Below are 19,143 nucleotides of genomic sequence, written 5' to 3'. Positions count from 1 at the left end.
TAAAAAAGAAAAGCGGGAGTTAACCCCGCTTTTTAGATCAGTACACTGTACTGACTTAAAGTAGAAGTTTACGTCTCAATTGCTGCTGCTCCTCTATACCTAAAGTTGCGAGTTTTAATTGGATCGCTGCTAATTTTTCTAATTTAGACGGTTCAGAACCTAAGTTATTTAAAACTTTTGCAAGTTTTACTACATTTGAGTTTTCAAAAACCATAATAGGCTCTATTTCAACTTTTAATAACTTTCTCAGCCTAGTGACAAATTTAATCACTGTAAGAGAATGTGCACCTAACTCCATAAAACACTGAGTTGTACTAATGTCATTAATTTCTAGTAAATCTTTCATCACATCGCATATAAGTGTCTCTAATGAGTTTGCAGGTTTAGTAATAACACGTTCACTAAAATGCTCAGATTTAGGCAATAAACTTTTGTTAATTTTCCCATTGCCAAATAAAGGTAAATCTTTAATCGACAACCAAAATGTTGGGATCATAAATGCGGGTAGCTTATGTGCGAGTTTATCTATATATTTTTTTTGAGAATCAGAATCAAGCAAGCCTGTTTCTTTATTTTCATTTACTATATAAGCAATTAAAGTATTATTTTCTCCTATAACTACAGCATGCTCTATATCTGAAAAAGTATTTATATGATGCGCTATTTCATTTGGTTCTACCCTAAAACCTCTAATTTTAGTTTGATCATCTTTTCGACCAGCTAATAAAATCCCCCCATCTACATGATATCTAGCTAAATCTCCTGTTGGATATATTTTATCCGCAAAGTTAAGCCCAGTTTTAAAGCCAAACTCTGGACTATGGTTAAAATATTGACTTGCTAATTGATGACCAAAAATATGTAACTCACCTAACTGACCAACCGAACATAATTCATTAAACTCGTTCAAGATCACAGCACCACAGCCTTCAAACACTCCGGTTAGCTTAGGGATAAACTCATCTTTACTGACTTTGTCAAAATGATGATACATCACTCCAACTGTTGACTCTGTTGGTCCATAATGATTATAAATATCAATTTCATAAGACTTTTTATATATAGATTTGATCAACTTACTCGATACAGCTTCACCACCAAAAATTATTTTTCTCGGCACATATCTCCAAGTATCACTATCAATTAAAGCCATGTAATGAGTAGGTACAATTTTAATACAATCAATATCATTTTGTTCTAAAAACAACTGGAATTTTTCAGAATCATTGACTTGTTCATCGGTTGCAATATGCAAGCTAGCACCGTTATACAATGCATTAAATAAGCAAGTGTAACCTAAGTCTGCTGCGATAGTAGATGTCATTGCAAAGTGCTTATTTTCATTAAGAGATAAGGCTTTAGAAGATGAATAACAGTACTGATTTAGCTGGCTATGGCCGATACAAACACCTTTTGGCTCTCCTGTAGTACCTGAGGTATAAATCATATATGCCGTATTCGAGGGTTTTATATTAGGTAGTACATTTGCTTGTGGCGCTTGCTCTGCAAGTGTTTGCAAATTCAAATGTGCTATGTCAGCAACCAATTGGTCTTGCTCAGTAATTATAAATGCCGGTTTTGCTTGATTTGCAATTTGATTAATTCGCTCAATCGGCCATTGTGGATCTAATGGTATATAAGCCCCACCTGCTCTCATTACACTCAACATAGCAACCACAAGCTCACAGCTTTTAGGTAAACAAATAGCTAAAGTATCACAGTCTTTAACACCTAGGTTAATGAGTTGGCTAGCATAGTTATTTACTTTTGTGGCTAAAGCTTTATAACTATACTGTTTTTCACTGCATTTAATAGCGACCGAATCAGCTTGAGTACTTTCATAATACGCTAGTTTGTCAAAAATAGTCTCAATTGCAGAATGAACCTCTGAATTATCAAGTTTTAACAACGCTTCTTTTTCAGTATTACTCACCAAACTTATTGCTTTAACTGATTTATTAAGGTAGAGACCCCCCATAGATAATAAATACAGATATTGAGACATAAGCTGCTCTACTACGGCTAGATTCACAGTGCTTTTTTGATAACTCAAAGATAACTTAAATTCATCGCCTAATTGGTAGCAACGCTGACTTATTTTTGCCATGCTGACATCTTTGGTATTAAGTAGTTTCAAACGATTATTTTCAGGCGCATAGATAAAACCTGCAGCTGTTGTTATATCAAGCCCTTTAAGTAGTTTAGTATTAAAGCATTCAGCCCATTCTTGATGAGAGCTCAATTGAGCATCAAGTTTTTGCAACCAAGAAATAAAACTGTCATTTTCATCCAGTTTAATATTAACGGGTAAGACATTTTCAAACACCCCAATAGCATCAGCTAAGGCTTCATCATCTTGTTTAGGATCATATTGCCATAAACTATTAAATTGAGATTGTGCTGTTAACTTAGCTAATAAAAACCACCATGTGCCCGTTAAAATTGTACTGATAGAAACGTTATATTCAGATGATGTTTGTTGAATTTGTGATAAAATACTTGGTTCTAAGTTTATTAATTTAGTTTCAAAAGCCATAGTGCTATTAGACTCTTGAACAAATAAATCGCTTATTTCTATTTCAGGAGAGCCCGTTAAATTTTCCTCAGTATATTGTTGCCAATATGCTTGACCTTGTAAGCCTTCTTCTGAATTAATTAATTCATCTCGCCATTGTACAAAATCAGGAAACTGTAACACTTCCTCAACATCATCATTTGATACCAGTTGTTGCGATAAGCAAATGACACTAGCCATATCCATGACAATTGCACTCACTCTTAAAAATAAAAACTTATTTTCAGAAGTGACAACTTGAATAACCTGTATATTATTAGCTGTTTGTGCATTTATATTACTAGGTAATAAAGCTAAAACAGAATCAAAGTTTGGCTCACTTGTATCTTGCCAAGCTAAGCGATCAATTACGACTTTTTCAAGGCCTATAGGAATACTGCGAATCCCTTTATAACCCTCAACCGATTTGTATATAGATGTTAAACTTATATGCTGTTGGATCAGTAAATTTAACTTTTCTTCTAAAGCTTCTACTTCAATAACATTATCTAAGTGCAACTTTACTTGGTGAAAAGCATCTATGCCTGAACCTTCTAAAATACTATTTTGAGTATCACTTAGACTTACACCTGATGGGTAAGCATTAATGTATTCGTTTAACATGCTTCATAACCTTCTGTTTCTTTTTCTTCAGTTTCACTAATTGATAGTTGTGATTTATTAAACATATCTCCCATAGCCACCACGATTTTACGTGCACCTTCAAAAGGGTCTCTAGCATGAGCTGCAAGCATATTATCCAACATCACAACATCTGACTTTCTCCAGTCAAATCGAACCGCACATTCTTCATATGCGTCACCAATGATCTTCATTTCTTCGGTAGATATTTTGCTGCCATCACCAAAATAAACATTTCGAGGTAAATTATTTTCGCCAACTAATTCAAGTAAATCATTCCTATCTCCTTCATCTAGAACTGAAACATGATGCAATTGAACTTGATTAAAAAACGTTCTCTCACCACTTAACGGATGTACAATAACGCCATGTGTTTTAGTACGAGTTTGTAAACCATCCTTTTCTAACCATTCAAATTCGGTTCCTGAATTCCTCAGCATTTGCTCTACTTCAGCTTTATTTTCTGTTTGGAAAAATGATTGCCAAGGAACATCTAAACCTTTAATAAAACTTCGAACATATAACAGGCCTTTTTCTGAAATTTTATTAACTAAATCTGTTGATAAGACATCTAACATTTTTCGACAATCAACAATAGGTGTTGCGCCACCTATAGGTGAAGGTGTTTCACAGTAAAACCATTGTTTTCTTGGCCATTTAGATAAATGAGCACTTTCGTTATGAAATAAAATCATCTTGTCTTTAGGGTATGGTGTGGATTTGTAGGTATTTTTACCTTTAGTGTTTTTAGGTAAGTCTCCGTAATTACCATACAGACCAGGATGCAAAGCTTCAGCAAATTTTTCAAAATCTGTAGCTGATTCTAACGAAAGGCCTCTAAATACTATGCCACCATGCGATAACAATAAATCATTAATTGCAGGTCGATTAGCTTGAGCCCAACTAACAGGATCAACGTCTTTTGATGGTGCTTCTAATACGATAGGAAATGTGCCTTTATCATTAAAAAATGATTTTTTAAGTGGTGATTCAACCGCTTTTACTTTTGACTTCAAACCGCGCTTTAACGATGAAAACTTAGATTTTTTACTTTTTTGTTCACTATCGATATCAACTTGTAATTGCTTAACAATTGAGGCAACAAGACTTTGTGATTCGGATATTATTTTTACTGTAAATTCAATCCATTTAGCCAATAAGTTTTGCATTTTTTGTTCTTGATATAAATCCGCTTTAAATAACCAGCGACACTCAATTTCACTGCCAGGTGTAACAAAAAATACTGAGTCAAATTTACTTAATTCATTCGCTTGAGATACTAATTGCGAAGCAGCTATATCATTAAATTGCCAATTAATCTCAGGCATATTGTGCATTACAAATAGCTGCTGAATTAAAGGTGATACTCCAGCCTTAAAAGGAACTTTTGATAATTGAATAATTTCATCTAACGGGACATTTTGATTTTCATTTATATCTATACTTTGTTGCTGTGTTTGCTGAATATACTCACAGATGGTTAAATCACCTTCAAGTTTAGACCTTCTTGGCAACACTTTAATAAAGTAGCCTATTAATGAAGCTAGCTCAGGCTGCTCTCGACCAGCAAGATCAGTCCCTAAAACAATATCATCTAATTTAGTTAATCCGTGTATGAATAGTTGGTAGCTACTTAATAAAACATTAAATAATGACGTTTTTTGCTGTTTAGCAAATGCCAAAAGCATCTCACTATTTGTAAGTGAAAACTTAGCTTGGACACTTTTACCTAAATAGCTAACTTCTGAAGTTTTAGGTAAATGTGGTTTTATTGCACTATTTAAAGGTGTATCAGCACAAATTTTTTGCCAATAACTTTGTTCTAATTGATAGCTTTGAGATGATTTATATTCATTTTGCCAATATGCATAGTCTAAAAATTGAACTTTTAATGGCGCCAGTTCAGCTTTGCTACCTCCCAAAACTTGTTTATAAGCAAGCCCCAGCTCTCTCATAAAATTACTCATAGACCATCCATCACTAATAATATGATGCATATTTACAAATAATTGAGTTTTATTAGCATTCAAATGCAATAATTTAGCTTTTAGTAACGGAGGCTTAGCTAAATCAAATCCTTCAGACTCAAACGCCTTTTGAATTTCAATCGCTATATTATCTAATTCAGAGTCATTATGATGGCTGATATCGGCAAATTTGAGCTCAAAAAGTATTTCATCTAATAAAACCGTGCTTGGTTCTTCTGATTTCTCGACAAAAGCAATACGGAAAATTTCATGGCGATTGAATACTAATTTAAATGCTTCAGATAATTTTTTGTGATCAATGCTCCCGTTAAATTCAACTCCACCTGATATATTATACGCTAAACGCTCTGCTTCACTTTTAGCTAATTTATCCGTGAACCACATTAACCTTTGGCCTGGTGATAAAGGCATATTATCACTGCGTTCAATTATCTTTATTTGTTTATCAGTAGGTTGTGCCGAAGTTAATTCTAAAGCCTGTACAAATGAAGCTAGATTTTGACTTTCAAATAATAAGCGTGGCTCGCAAACATAATTTAAATCGGTATTAACTTTACTCGCCATAGTTACAGCTTTAATTGAATCACCTCCTAAAGCAAAAAAGTTATCATTCAATCCAACTCTTTCTACCGATAGCACATCTTGCCAAATTTGACTCACCTGCTGAGCTAACTGAGTTTTTGGAGCTAAATAACTAGCACTAGTAGAGTTTGATTGATTTGAAAAACGAGCATATTCATCTAGTGTATGATTAATATAACCTAAAGAGCAGGCAGAACGCTGTAATTTGCCACTTGAAGTTTTAGGTAAACAACCTGGCTGTAATAGCATTACATCACCAATAGATTCACCACAATAATTTATTACCGATTGATTGATTTGATTGAATATCTCTGAGTCTAACTCTTTATTTTGGAATCGCTTAGGAAGCTCTAAAGCCACGCCTATTGTTTCAGTTTCTTTTGTTTTTATAGCAAAAATTGCCACTCGGCCTTTACGGGTAAACTCACAATTATTTTCAATATGCAGTTCTACATCTTGTGGATATATATTACGCCCGCGAATAATAATTAAATCTTTAAGACGACCTGTTACAAATAGCTCACCTTGCTCTTGAAATCCTAGATCTCCAGTCCTTAACCAACTTTTATCTTTGTATTGTACAAAAGTAGCATTCGTAGCATCTTGGTTATTCCAATATCCAGACGATATACTCTTGCCGCTAACCCAGATCTCACCAACTTCATTGTCGTTACAAGGTGTAAGTGACTCTGCTGACATAATCATTATTTCATGAGCTTGATATACACCTCCTGAACTAACAAGTATGGCCCCGTCTTTATTTTCTTTTGCGATATTTTGTGACAGTGCTGCTTGATCTATAGATTTAGTGATCATGCCCTTACCACGCTTAGCACCAGTCACAAATAAAGTCGACTCAGCTAGGCCATAACATGGATAAAAAGCTTCTTTTTTAAACCCAACACTTTTGAATTTTTGGTAAAACTCAGTCAATGTATTATATCGAACAGGCTCAGCGCCAGAAAAAGCGATATTCCAAGAGCTTAAATCGAGATCTTTAATTTGAGACTCTTTTATTCTTTCTAAACATAACCTGTATGAAAAATCTGGCCCACCTGTACCTGTGATCTTATATTTTGAAATGGCTTCTAACCATCTAATGGGTCTTTCTAAAAAATAATTGGGACTAGTTAAAATTAATGGCACACCAGCAAATAATGGTAATAATAAGCCGCCAATCAAGCCCATATCATGATATAAAGGCAACCAACTTAGTAGCTTATCAGATTGTGAAATACTAAAACCTGACTGGATGAGTTTAAGGTTTGCATCTAAATTAGAAAAACTAACTTTTACCCCTTTAGGTAAGGCAGTTGAACCAGATGTATATTGTAAAAATGCGATATCATCATTTTGTATACTGACAGGCTTATATTGATAGTCTTGGCAATCTAAAAGTGCATCAACAAAAATTGATGACACATTTACAATATCCCCTAACTTTTCTTCAAATTTATTCGATAAATCAGAGGTAGTGATCACACAGCTAGCACCTGAATCTAAAATTATAGAACTAATACGCTCTAAATGTTGTGGCTTTAAAGATTCTGGAGGGTGTGCCGGTACAGCAATTAAACCCGCAAATAAACAAGCAAAAAAGGAGATAACATATTGTTCGTCATTGTTTAATAAAATGACAATTCGCTCTCCTTGCGCATGTTTTTTTTGTAATTCGCTCGCTAACGAAATAATTTTTTTGTGTAATTCTGCATAAGATAACTTCACTTCCCCAGTAGCTTTCAAAACGGTCAACCCGACTTCATTAGGCTGAGTTGATACTGAATTTAAAAAGTTATTAATTATGTTTATTTTTGAATTTGGTAATAAAGTCGCTTTAGAAAAAGTCTTATTCATTTGAATACCTTTTGATAAAAATACCGAGAAAATGAAGTTATAAATTACCTATTTATCAGAATTCATTTGTTCTACTAATGACAAAGGTCGCATGTCAGTCCAGTTATTGCTTATATACTCTAGGCATTCTTCTTTATTGCCTTCTATTTTCTCGCTAGTCCACCCACCTGGGATACTTTTACTTTTAGGCCATAAGGAATATTGGCCTTCTTTATTTTTAAGCACACAAAATAAAGCATCTTGTTTATCAAAATAACTCATATTTACATTTCCAAATTTTTGCTTTTTTTACTCTGAAGTTATGACGATTGAAGTAGACAAAACTTTAAATAAGAAAACCTCTTATTGCGAATAATTATCAAAATGATTTAGAATAGCATTACAGTACCATTAAAAGATCCAAACACTAAGACCAACAACCATGTCAGTACAAAAAACAAACAACCCAAATCAATGGCAAGATGTGTTTACCAAAAATAGAACCTCTATGTTAGAAACAGCAGGTGAAATAACTGGGTGTCACAAAAAAGCTGAAGATATTTTGCAAGATGCATATATAAAAGTGATAGAAAAATCCCCATATGAAAGTGTTAATTACCATAAAAGTTTTGCATTTCGCGTTATTCGAAATTTATCTATAGATCATTACCGTCGTAAGAAATTGGAAAGAAACTTATTCCAAGAAGATGAAGAATTAGATGAACAACAAACTGAGTATAACCAATGCATAAATAACCCTGAGCGCTCTATCATTTGCATGAACCAATTCGAAGTAATAGATAAAGCACTTTCTAAAATGAGTGAAAGAAGTCAAAACACCTTTAAACTTTTAAAGCATGATGGATTGAGTCAAGTCGAGATTTCAAATAAGTTAAAAATATCGCCTACTTTGGTAAATTTTATAATCAAAGATGTCATTAGTGATTTAAAGCTCGCATTAACCGAAAAGCCACAATATATTAATTAACTTTATTAAAGAGATAGTCAGATTAGCTAAAAGTATCTATCTTATTAACTTCAATGAAATCAATTTACTGATGTTCACTATGTATTTTAATAAGGATTTTTTTATACAAATGAAATAAATCCGATATTTCTGAAATTGAGATATTTTCATTTATTTGATGGATCGTTTTATTACTTGGGCCAAGCTCTATTACTTGCGTAGATTGATTAGCAATAAAACGACCATCTGAAGTACCTCCTGAAATAGACAAGCTAGGTTGCATATCAAATAACTCTTGAATGCAGCTACTCACTAAATCTGTAAAGCTCTCTTTGCCAGCTTCGCAAACAGTTTGATAGGGAATACATAATCTTTGCCATAAAATTCGTGCATGAGGATCAATACTATGCAATAAATTTATCGTTTTACTTTTAAATTCTTCTAAGTCAAAACTACTGTTAAATCTGATATTAAAGCAAAGCTCTGCTTGGGGGGGGACAATATTATCAGTGAAGTCTGAAGTAGTTAAATATGTGATTTGAAGCGTATTTCCGGGTTGATGTTGCGTACCTAAATACCATGGAAACTGTAATAATTGATTGGAGAAATTAACTGCTTTGTGTAATGCATTATCAGCTAATAAAGGATAGGCAACATGGCCAGCTTTGCCACTAAAATTAATTTTAGCTGAAATCGCTCCCCTTCTACCTACTTTAATTACATCTCCTACTTTTGATGTCGCTGTAGGCTCCCCAACTAAACAATAGTCTAAAGCAATTCCCTTTTTATTTAATGCTTCCACCATAATTTTAGTGCCAAACTCAGCCTCACCTTCTTCATCACAAGTCAAAAGCCAATACAGGGTGCCTTTTTTAAGCGTTTTTAATACAGATTCAGTCGCAGACATAAAGCAACCTATAGAGCCTTTCATATCAACAGCCCCTCTGCCATACAATTTTCCTTCAGAAATCACACCAGAAAAAGGTGGATGCTTCCAAGATAATTCATCTGCAGGCACGACATCAATGTGACCTGCAAAGGCAAAATTAGGACCATCATTATCAAACTTTTTATATGCTATTAAGTTATCAACTCCACCTTTTGATATTTTTTCAAATACAAATCCATGTTTTTTTAACCAATTAATTAAATAATCTAAGCAACCATGATGATCTGGCGTAATGCTAGGATAAGAAATCAGCTTTTGTATGTTCTCAATTGCTTGCGCTATATATTGTTTTGTAAGTAAAGATTCAGCCATAACATATAATTTAAATATTGCTCTAGCTTTTAAAGACGAGATTGAAGTATAAAAATTTAATAAAAACCCATCTTGCATACAAAAATGATAAGCATTACTATTTAAATGAGAGAAATTAACTTATGAGAGTAATATGCTGCTATCAAATAATATTAATGCATTTGAATATCTAGAGAATGGATTAATGGATCCTTTAAACAACTTGTCTTTGATTGGTAAATGGTCTAAAAATAATTCATTTTTATTATCTCCATTTCATAATCAATACACATTAGACTGGTTAATTAACGCTTTTGATGCACTTTTTCATCATTTTACTGAGATAAAACATATTCGCATTCCAAAAAAAAGTTGGCAAAGTCAACCAGCTTTACAAGATATGATAAAAGTTTTAAATGCTGAAAGTTTTTCAAAATATGAATTTTATTGTTCAAAATTAGTAGCTCATAACGATAAAAAGCAAATTTTAAGTAACTTTAACAAAGAAGATCTTATTTGCCCTACTCGGAATTTATCGCCAACAGGTGAAGTGTACAGACGTTTTGACCATAAATTACAGCAAATGATTTCTTTTAGAGTAGTCGATATTGAGTCCGATTTAGCTCTTTTTCACAATTGGATGCACAACCCTAGAGTCGCAGAGTTTTGGCAACAAGCATGGCCTGAAGATGAATTAAAACAGTATTTATTAAATAAATTATCAACGCCGATAACATTACCTTTAATTGGCTATTTTAATGATCAGCCTTTTGGTTATTTTGAAGTTTATTGGGCTGCAGAAGATCATATTTCGGAACACTATAATTGGCAGGCTTATGATCGTGGTTTACATTTACTGGTAGGTGAAGAGTCCTTTCGAGGTAAAAACTATTTTGCATCATGGTTATGTGCAATAAGCCATTTTATATATCAAGATGATCCCCAGACACAACGTATCGTTTTAGAGCCAAGAGCTGACAATCATAAACTATTTAATCACATTCTACATTATGGATACAAAAAACAATTTAATTTTGAATTTCCACACAAAACAGCAACGCTTTTAATGGGTAACAAGCATGATTTTTTTAAAAGAAATTTAAATTGCTAATATCTAATTAAAATTATAATTACTATAAATTTGAACACCCAAATAAAAATAAATATCATTTGCATTAAGTAACTTTAATTGTATAAAGTTACTTAATGAATTATTTAAAATAAATAAAGCTAATGAACTTTGAAAATCAACTCGCTATCGTTATCGGTGCGTCATCAAGAATAGGTAAAAAAGTTGCAAAGACCTTATTGCAACAAGGTACCAAAGTCATCCTATTAGATAATGACAAACAACAACTTGTTTTATTGTATATGCAGCTAAAAAATGATTTCGAAAATAAAGTTTTTTTCTTCGAGTTTGATATAGATGATAAGTGGCAAGTTTTTCAATTTCTAGATATGGTAGAACAAGATTTTGGCTCTATAAATAATTTAGTTAATTGCTCAGATACCTTAAGCCTAGCGTCAATTAAAAATGAAGCTGGTCGCAACAAGCAATCTCATTTTTACAAATGTACTTTGCAAGCGATTGCTAAAAAAATGGCAAAACAAAAATTGAGCAGTATTGTCACGCTTGAAACACAACTAAAGAATCCACTTAAACAGTCATTAACCAAATTATCTCGAGAATTAAATACATTTGGGGTACGGTTTAATATTTTAAATTCATCAGTATTTAATGCTCAAATGCCTGTAAAAAAAATGATTGAGTTTGAAAATAAAATTTCAAATACAATCATTTTTTTATTATCAGATAAGGCAAAGCACATTAGTATGCAAAGTCTTAAAATTGATGGTTACCCAGAAATTGAAAGTATTTAGGTCTTTGTATATTAACCATTTAAAGTAAATCTTAAAATTGATGATTAAATAATGAGTAAGCAACTAACAACATAATTGAGCCTACCAGCATATCTATCATGCGTTGAACTTTAGGTTGTGCAAGCCAAGGAGCCATTTTTGAAGCACCTGTTGCTAAACTATAAAACCATAAAATAGAAGCTAACATTGTACCCACTGCAAAAGCTATTTTTTCATTACCCGCAAACTGCCCGCCAACACTGCCTAAAATCATAACGGTATCTAAATAAACATGCGGATTTAATAAAGTCACAGCAAAAGTAGTACCTACAACAGCTGCTTTGGTTTTAATCCCTTTTTGACTGCCAAAACCTTGATATTTATTTTGCCAAGCGGTTTTAAAAGACATTGCACCATAAATTAACAAAAATGAAATACCGCCCCAAGTGATCGCTAATAATAGCCATTCACTACTGGCTATCAGCTGACCTCCGCCAAATACCCCTAAGCCGATTAATAATACATCACACACCATGCAAATTGTTGCGGCTAATATATGATGATTACGTTTAATGCCCTGCCCTAATATATGAGAATTTTGTGCGCCTATCGGAATGATCATGCTAGCGCCTAAAACCAAACCTTGAAACATTGCTGAAATAGTCATTTACTACTGCTCATTGAAAATTGATGGAGTAAATTTAATACTTAAATTAAAATAAATAAAATTAATAGTTTTTATACTTGATAAATTTTACTTATATAGAGGTAACATGAACCAGCTAGATTATAAATTATTGCACGCTTTAAGCATTGTAATTAAACAGCAAAGTTTTGAAAAAGCAGCTGATGTTTTATGCATTACACAACCTGCGGTTTCACAAAGGATCAAACAATTAGAGCAACTGGTTGCCCAGCCTGTTTTAATACGCGCCCAGCCTATTGTCGCAACTGAGCTAGGTAAAAAACTATTAAGTCATTATCACCAAGTACAACAACTAGAGGCTGAATTATTACCGCAAATTCTACTAGATCAGCCAGAATCCACTTTAACAGTTAATTTAGCAACCAATGCTGATAGCTTAGCGACTTGGTTAATAGGTGCATTAACACCTTTAATAAACCAACACCCAATTGAACTTAACTTAATTGTTGCCGATGAATCCCGTACATTAGATAAATTGAAAGATGGTGAAGTATTTGGTGCCATTAGCCTCAATGATAAAGCAGTTTCAGGCTGTGAAGTGACTCAGCTAGGTACAATGGAATATATTTTAGTAGCTTCACCTGAGTTTAAAAAAAGATATTTTGCCAATGGCATTAATCAACAAAGTTTACAATATGCACCAGGTGCCGCTTTTGATCAAAAAGACGATATGCATATTAAATTCATTGAACAACATTTCGGTTTAAAAGGCGGCAGCTATCCATGTCATACAGTGCGCTCATCAGAGGCTTTTGTGGAATTAGTAAAACAAGGTGCTGCTTATTCTTTGATCCCTAAATTACAAATTGAAAATGAATTAACCTCAGGTGAAATAATTAATATTTCACCAAATATAAAGCTCACTCAAACTTTATATTGGCACAGATGGTCTTTAGTAAAAGGCGTTTATAAACAAATATCTGAAACAATAATCAAAACAGGTACTGATACCTTAAAAGGATAAAATAACTTTAGAGTTTATCTAAGTGCTAAGCCTAAAGTCCTTTTATACTCGCTGCGGGTTTAATGTTGAGATCTCCAGAATCCAATCTAATAATTGACTTTTAAGACGACTGGTCCAATAATAGTCAGCGGATAAACTTAAATAACCCAATCCGAGACAGTTAAAATGATTAAACAAGATACTAAAGAGATGATCTTGGCAGCTGGCCATTCTCTGATAATTGAAAAGAGCTATAACGGATGTGGCCTTAAAGAAATACTCGATACAGCAGGTGTGCCCAAAGGGTCTTTCTATCATTACTTTAAGTCCAAAGAAGACTTTGGCATGGCGCTTATAGAACGCGCTTCAGATGAAAATAGCGAATTCATGCGTGATATTTTCCGCGATAGAAAGTTCACACCATTAACCAGGATTAAAAACTTCTTTGCCCGCATTCAGCAATATCATGATGAGGAAGGCATTGATTGCCAATGTTTAATTCCAAAATTAGCACTTGAGCAATCTAAATTAAGCGAGACCATGCGTGGTGCCTTAAAGTGTTCACAAGATTCAATGAATGCCCTAATGGCGCAAGTTATCACACAAGCGCAAGCTGAAAATGAACTAGCTGATAATATACATCCGCAAAAAATGGCTGCTTTTTTATTTAGTGCTAGCCACGGAGCATCAATTCAAATGCAAGTTGAAAATAGTGCCCAACCCTATAATGACTTTGTAGATATTGTATTTCAGAACCTATTAGTCAAACCTTAAGTTAAAATATACAACCCTTTTCAGGCACGGCTTTAGTCGTGCTTTTTTATGTCTTAAGCTAAAACAATTCAAATAGTCTCAATCAAACTACATCACACACACGCATACAAAAACCCATTTTAAAAACATTCCGTTGCAAAATTTATTAATCAAATCTCTTATACCAATTGTATTAATTAACTTCCCATTCAGCGGGAGTTAATTAATACAATTGGTATTATATAACTGAAAATTTAAAATAGAATAAAAAAAAACATAAATTCGATCTTGCATCTGATCGCAAAATAATCAAAAATACACAAATAGACGACTGGTCTAATAATTTACAAATATTCAACAACAATATTGTCGGGGGATGATATGCGCCAAAATTCATTTTCAAGTGTATTAAAAGAATCTATTTTAAGTATTCTTTTAATTATGAGTGTTGCTTCACTCTTTTTCTCATATAACGTGTCAGCTAATCAAGTTGTGCGCTTTTCAAGTGTTGCACTGCAAGACTTACAATCACATAAACGTGTAACTGGCACTTTAAAAGCTTTAACACAAACTCATATTGCATCTGCAGAAGCGGGTGTTGTGATAAAAGTTTTTGTAAATGAAGGCGACTCAGTAAAACTTGGTCAAGAATTGTTGCAAATAGATAACCGTAAAATGTTAGCTGAAAAGTCTCGACTAGAGGCCGAATTAGCACTTGCACAAGCAAAGCATGCTTTAGCACAAGCTGAGTTTAATTTAGCTGAAGACGATTATATTGCTTACAAACATTCTGCAAATAAAAATGCGATTTCAGAACAAAGGCTTCGCCAAAGTAAAACTGCCGCTTTATCTGGTCAAGCCAATGTGATTGCTGCCCATGAAGCTATAAAGGCATTACAAGCACAATTAAATATTGCTGAAGTACGCTTAGATGATATGACAATTAAAGCCCCTTTTAATGGACAAATTACCCAAAGAATCGCTGAACCTGGTCAATGGTTAGGTGCAGGTGATAACGCACTGACTTTAACTTCTCAAGGTAAATTAGAGGCTTGGTTAGATGTACCTGAGCGTTTTGCTCATACCATGACATCAATTCCAACTAAAGTAGGTCTCAGTGTAGGCGATAAAATGCTAAATGGTTTTAACATTAAAGTATTACGTAATGTAGATGCCAGAGCCCGTACATTCAAAGTTGTTAGCCAAGTTGAGTTTCAAGGTTTAATGCCTGGTATGTCAGTAGAAGCTTGGTTACCAGAAGGCGCTAAAACGCAATACTTAACTGTACCAAAAGATGCGATAGTACAGCGTGGTACAAGTACTTTAGTTTATAAAGTGAATCAAAAAGATGAAAAACAAATGGCTGAAGTAATTCCTGTCACTGTTGTATTTCATCAAGGCAATATCGCGGCAGTATTGAGTCCGATGTTAAAAGCAGATGACAAGGTAATCACTGAAGGTAATGAAAGGTTAATGCCTGGTCCTGTTATGGCTGTAGCTGATGAAACAAATACAAAGGCATTATAATGAAAATTGTTGAAACGGCTGTAAAGCAGCCCATTAGCGTCATTGTAGGTGTTTTACTTTCTATCATGGCGGGGATCTTAGCTTTTAATCAAGTTCCTGTTCAAATGACCCCCACTGTGGACTCTGTTGTTGTCAGTGTTCGTACTTTTTGGGAAAACGCGTCTCCTGAAGAAATTGAGTCAGATGTAGTTGCTGAACAAGAAAAAGTACTTAGCGATGTGACCGGTCTAATTTCTATGACCAGTATCAGTCAAACATCAGCTGCTCAGTTAAGATTAGAGTTTGAAACAGGCACTGATATCGCACAAGCGCAAGCTGAAGTAGTGCAAAAGCTAAATGAAGTTCCTGCATATCCTAACGGTGTAAGCGAACCAACCGTTGAGGGCATAGATCCTATGTCGGTTGATTATATTGCTTGGGTTGGTTTGGCAGCAACAGATCCAACATTTGATAATACAACTTTATATGACTTTATGGAGCGTCGTTTACGTCCTAGATTAGAGAATATTGAAGGTGTATCAAAAGTAGGTATTTTAGGTGCCCGTGAACGTGAATTACAAATACGTTTTGATTCTACTCGATTAGCTAACTATGGCATCAGTTACAGTGAACTTGTTGATGCAATACAGCTAACTAATAGTAATTATTCTGGTGGTAAATTACCTGACGGTAAAAATGATATTCGAGTACGTGCTATGGGTCGCTTTAGCGATGCACAAACTGTTGCCAATACTGTTATTCGCCGTGATGTTAATGGCCCTGTTTATTTAAAAGATATTGCAGAAGTTGTAGAAACTTACAAAGAAATGACTGACTGGGTACGTGCACGTGGCGTACAAATGCCATTTTTCAATTTCCAACTTGCTAATGGTGCCAATCTACTGGATACCATGAATAAGCTAAAAGCTGAGTTTGCTGCACTAAATGCACCGGATGGTTTATTAGAACAACATGCTAAAAAACTGGGTTTAACAGGCACATTTGAAATGGTACTGACTTGGGATTCTTCTAGTTATGTTGAAAATGCGATTTCATTAGTACAAAGCAATATCTTAATAGGCGGATTACTTGCTGTATTAACCTTATTATTATTCTTAAGATCATTAAGAACTATCGGCGTAATTGCTATCGCAATTCCTATTTCTATGGTGGGTTCTATTGTTGTTTTAGTGGCTTTAGGTCGCTCGATTAATATCGTATCACTGGCGGGCATGGCCTTTGCTGTTGGTATGGTAGTTGATAATGCAATTGTAGTAATCGAAAATATATTTCGTCATTTAGAAATGGGTAAAAAGCCATTAAAAGCCAGTGTTGAAGGTACACAAGAAGTAGCCGGTGCTGTATTTGCATCAACTTTAACAACGCTTGTAGTATTCATTCCAATTTTAACAATTCAAGATAGTGCAGGTCAGCTATTTAGAGATATCTCTTTAGCGATTATGGCTGCGGTTTCTATCAGCTTTATTGTTTCAGTATTAGTAATACCCGTTGCCGGCGCACACTTATTAAGAGCCCGTTCTGAGAGCAAACAAGTTCAAATCAAGAATCCTATATTAAATAAGCTATCAGCAAGAGCTGAGAAAGTGCCATCACAAATTGGTAATTTTGTTTATAAAATTTCTGGCAGCACTAAAAAACGATTAACTGTCATTGGCAGCTTTGCAGTAGTTACCTTAGTGGGTATCGCTATATTAATTCCACCTATGGATTATTTACCTAAAGGTAACCGTAACTTTGCTTTTGGCTTTATGGTGCCACCACCGGGCTATAATTTAGATCAAATATCAGAAATTGGTGATCGTATCGAAGAGAAACTTCGCCCTGCTTGGGAAATATCTGGCGATAGATTTACAGCTGAAGCTAATTTACGTAACGGCCCTTTATCAACAGTCGATAACCGTCCTGATGTACATTTAATGGATGGCTCTGTCATTAAAGCGCCTAAAATCGATCATTACTTTTTAGTCGCTATGGGTGGTCAGGTATTACATGGCATGATCCCTATGAATGCTAAAGAAACCGTTGATGCCGTTGATTTATTAAATCAAACATTAATGGGTGTAAACGCACCAGATGTAATCGGTTTTGCTTTTCAATTCCCACTATTTAATACAGGTGGTACAACTGGATCTGCCATTCAAATTGATTTAGTAGGTGATGATTTACCGCAAATAACCCAAGGTGCCACAGCATTACTATTTAAGTTAATTGGTAACTATGGCCCTTATGCCACTTTACCAGAACCTGCTAACTTTTTATTACCAACACCTGAGCTTGCAATTAAGCCAATTGACGAAAGATTAGCTGAATTAAATATGTCTCGTCGTGATTTAGGCTTGGCAGTGCAAGCAAATGGAGATGGCATTATTTTAATGAATGGCTTTGAAATTGGCGGTGAGTTAAAAGATATTAAAATTGTAAGCAATGCGCAGCAAACAGATTTCCCTATTGATGAGTTGTTGCAAACGCCTTTAGCAACACCTGAAGGACAAGTAGTTGATTTACAATCTTTAGCGGTATTAGAGCGCAGTCAAAGTGCAGATCAAATTAAACATGTTGCGCGCCAACGTGCGGTTACTTTACAGTTTACGCCACCAGCTGGTATGCCATTAGAGCAAGCAATTGCTTCTATTAATAGCATGGTTGAAGAACTCAGAACTCAAGGTGCAATTTCTCCTTTAGTTGAAGTTAACCTTGCAGGTAGTGCTGGTAAACTAAATGATATTAAAGCCGCTTTATTAGGTGATGGTTCTTTCACTGGCATGCTAGGTTCTAGCTTTTTCTTAGCTATGCTAGTTATCTATCTCGTTATGGTTGTTTTATTCCAAAACTGGAAATACCCGTTAGTAATATTAGTAACTGTACCTCTTGCAACTTTGGGTGGATTTATGGGGCTATCTGGCGTGCATTGGGTAAGCGTTATGGACAGGTATACACCAATACAAAACTTAGATGTACTGACTATTTTAGGTTTTGTGATACTTGCGGGTGTTGTGGTAAATAACGCTATTTTGATTGTTCATCAATCTTTAAATATTTTGAAACAAAAAACAATCAGCCCACGCTTGGCTATAAAAGAGTCTGTTGAGAGCCGAGTTCGCCCTATTATGATGTCGACTTTAACCTCTGTAGGTGGCATGTTACCTCTAGTTCTGATGCCTGGTGCCGGTAGTGAGCTTTACCGAGGTTTAGGTGCAGTAGTTGTTGGTGGCTTAGTTGTCTCAACCGTATTTACTTTAATTCTAGTGCCTATCATATTAAGCTTTATGATAACTGAGAAAGATTATCAAGACCGCAAACTTGATGATCCGCAGTTAAAGGAAGCCGCATAGTGTAAAAACTTTGCATGATATGGATATCATTTGATGACTGACAAAATCCCAGCTTATGCTGGGATTTTTATTTTCTTTAAAATTGTATACAATCTAACTTCATCTTCAAAGATTGGAATGCAAATGCCACACTCACTAATAAAAAAAAGCCTATGAACCCAGCCTGGTTCAATGATAAAAATGAACAAAAATACAATTTAAAAAGCCCAGCACTCC

12 protein-coding genes are annotated in these 19,143 nt (G+C 34.4%); 7 read left to right on the top strand and 5 right to left on the bottom strand.

The genetic code is table 11. The features are described 5' to 3' along the window. Positions 1–55: 55 nt before the first annotated feature. The 3 genes from PSA_RS06025 to PSA_RS06015 are packed head-to-tail and all read right to left on the bottom strand — an operon-like array spanning position 56 to position 7,881. Complete coding sequence (locus PSA_RS06025) at positions 56–3,178, bottom strand: amino acid adenylation domain-containing protein (protein ID WP_042146505.1); 3,123 nt, start codon at positions 3,176–3,178, stop codon at positions 56–58. After that, positions 3,172–7,620: a TauD/TfdA family dioxygenase gene (locus PSA_RS06020; protein WP_052380036.1), complete on the bottom strand. Its 4,449-nt coding sequence runs from the start codon at positions 7,618–7,620 to the stop codon at positions 3,172–3,174. Before PSA_RS06020 ends, PSA_RS06025 begins: the two co-directional genes overlap by 7 nt. A gap of 48 nt (positions 7,621–7,668) precedes the next feature. Then, on the bottom strand, positions 7,669–7,881 hold the full coding sequence (locus PSA_RS06015; protein WP_042146503.1) for an MbtH family NRPS accessory protein: 213 nt from the start codon (positions 7,879–7,881) through the stop codon (positions 7,669–7,671). A gap of 160 nt (positions 7,882–8,041) precedes the next feature. On the opposite strand from PSA_RS06015, the gene PSA_RS06010 reads away from it, so the two are divergent. Continuing rightward, complete coding sequence (locus PSA_RS06010; RefSeq protein WP_042146502.1) at positions 8,042–8,587, top strand: sigma-70 family RNA polymerase sigma factor; 546 nt, start codon at positions 8,042–8,044, stop codon at positions 8,585–8,587. A gap of 64 nt (positions 8,588–8,651) precedes the next feature. On the opposite strand, the gene dapE is transcribed toward PSA_RS06010, so the two are convergent. Next, positions 8,652–9,827 (bottom strand): succinyl-diaminopimelate desuccinylase, encoded by a 1,176-nt coding sequence (gene dapE, locus PSA_RS06005; protein WP_042146576.1) that lies wholly within the window; start codon positions 9,825–9,827, stop codon positions 8,652–8,654. Between the two features lie 133 nt (positions 9,828–9,960). Between dapE and PSA_RS06000 the strand changes: the two genes are divergently transcribed. Next, positions 9,961–10,917 (top strand): GNAT family N-acetyltransferase, encoded by a 957-nt coding sequence (locus PSA_RS06000; protein WP_052380034.1) that lies wholly within the window; start codon positions 9,961–9,963, stop codon positions 10,915–10,917. 122 nt (positions 10,918–11,039) lie between these two features. Further along, positions 11,040–11,687 carry an SDR family NAD(P)-dependent oxidoreductase gene (locus PSA_RS05995; RefSeq protein ID WP_042146499.1) on the top strand — a complete coding sequence of 216 codons (648 nt, stop codon included), beginning with the start codon at positions 11,040–11,042 and terminating at the stop codon, positions 11,685–11,687. Between the two features lie 31 nt (positions 11,688–11,718). Here the strand turns inward: PSA_RS05995 and PSA_RS05990 are convergent, their stop codons facing one another. Beyond that, positions 11,719–12,333 carry a LysE/ArgO family amino acid transporter gene (locus PSA_RS05990; protein WP_042146497.1) on the bottom strand — a complete coding sequence of 205 codons (615 nt, stop codon included), beginning with the start codon at positions 12,331–12,333 and terminating at the stop codon, positions 11,719–11,721. Between the two features lie 106 nt (positions 12,334–12,439). Here PSA_RS05990 and PSA_RS05985 point away from each other — a divergent pair, with 106 nt between their 5' ends. The 4 genes from PSA_RS05985 (at position 12,440) to PSA_RS05970 (ending at position 18,927) form a co-directional block, all read left to right on the top strand. Next, a complete protein-coding gene (locus PSA_RS05985; protein ID WP_042146495.1) occupies positions 12,440–13,336 on the top strand; it encodes a LysR family transcriptional regulator ArgP in 897 nt (298 codons plus the stop codon). A 165-nt stretch (positions 13,337–13,501) separates the two neighbouring features. After that, positions 13,502–14,089, top strand: a complete 588-nt coding sequence (locus PSA_RS05980; protein ID WP_042146493.1) for a TetR/AcrR family transcriptional regulator — start codon at positions 13,502–13,504, stop codon at positions 14,087–14,089. A gap of 360 nt (positions 14,090–14,449) precedes the next feature. Further along, positions 14,450–15,595 (top strand): efflux RND transporter periplasmic adaptor subunit, encoded by a 1,146-nt coding sequence (locus PSA_RS05975; protein WP_042146491.1) that lies wholly within the window; start codon positions 14,450–14,452, stop codon positions 15,593–15,595. Then, positions 15,595–18,927 (top strand): efflux RND transporter permease subunit, encoded by a 3,333-nt coding sequence (locus tag PSA_RS05970; RefSeq protein ID WP_042146489.1) that lies wholly within the window; start codon positions 15,595–15,597, stop codon positions 18,925–18,927. Before PSA_RS05975 ends, PSA_RS05970 begins: the two co-directional genes overlap by 1 nt. Positions 18,928–19,143: the final 216 nt, after the last annotated feature.

The organism is Pseudoalteromonas sp. '520P1 No. 423', from assembly GCF_001269985.1.
In the GTDB taxonomy this organism is placed as follows: Bacteria; Pseudomonadota; Gammaproteobacteria; order Enterobacterales; family Alteromonadaceae; genus Pseudoalteromonas.
The sequence above is the reverse complement of the archived record's forward strand: the minus strand, read 5'-3'. Positions and strand labels throughout refer to the sequence as shown.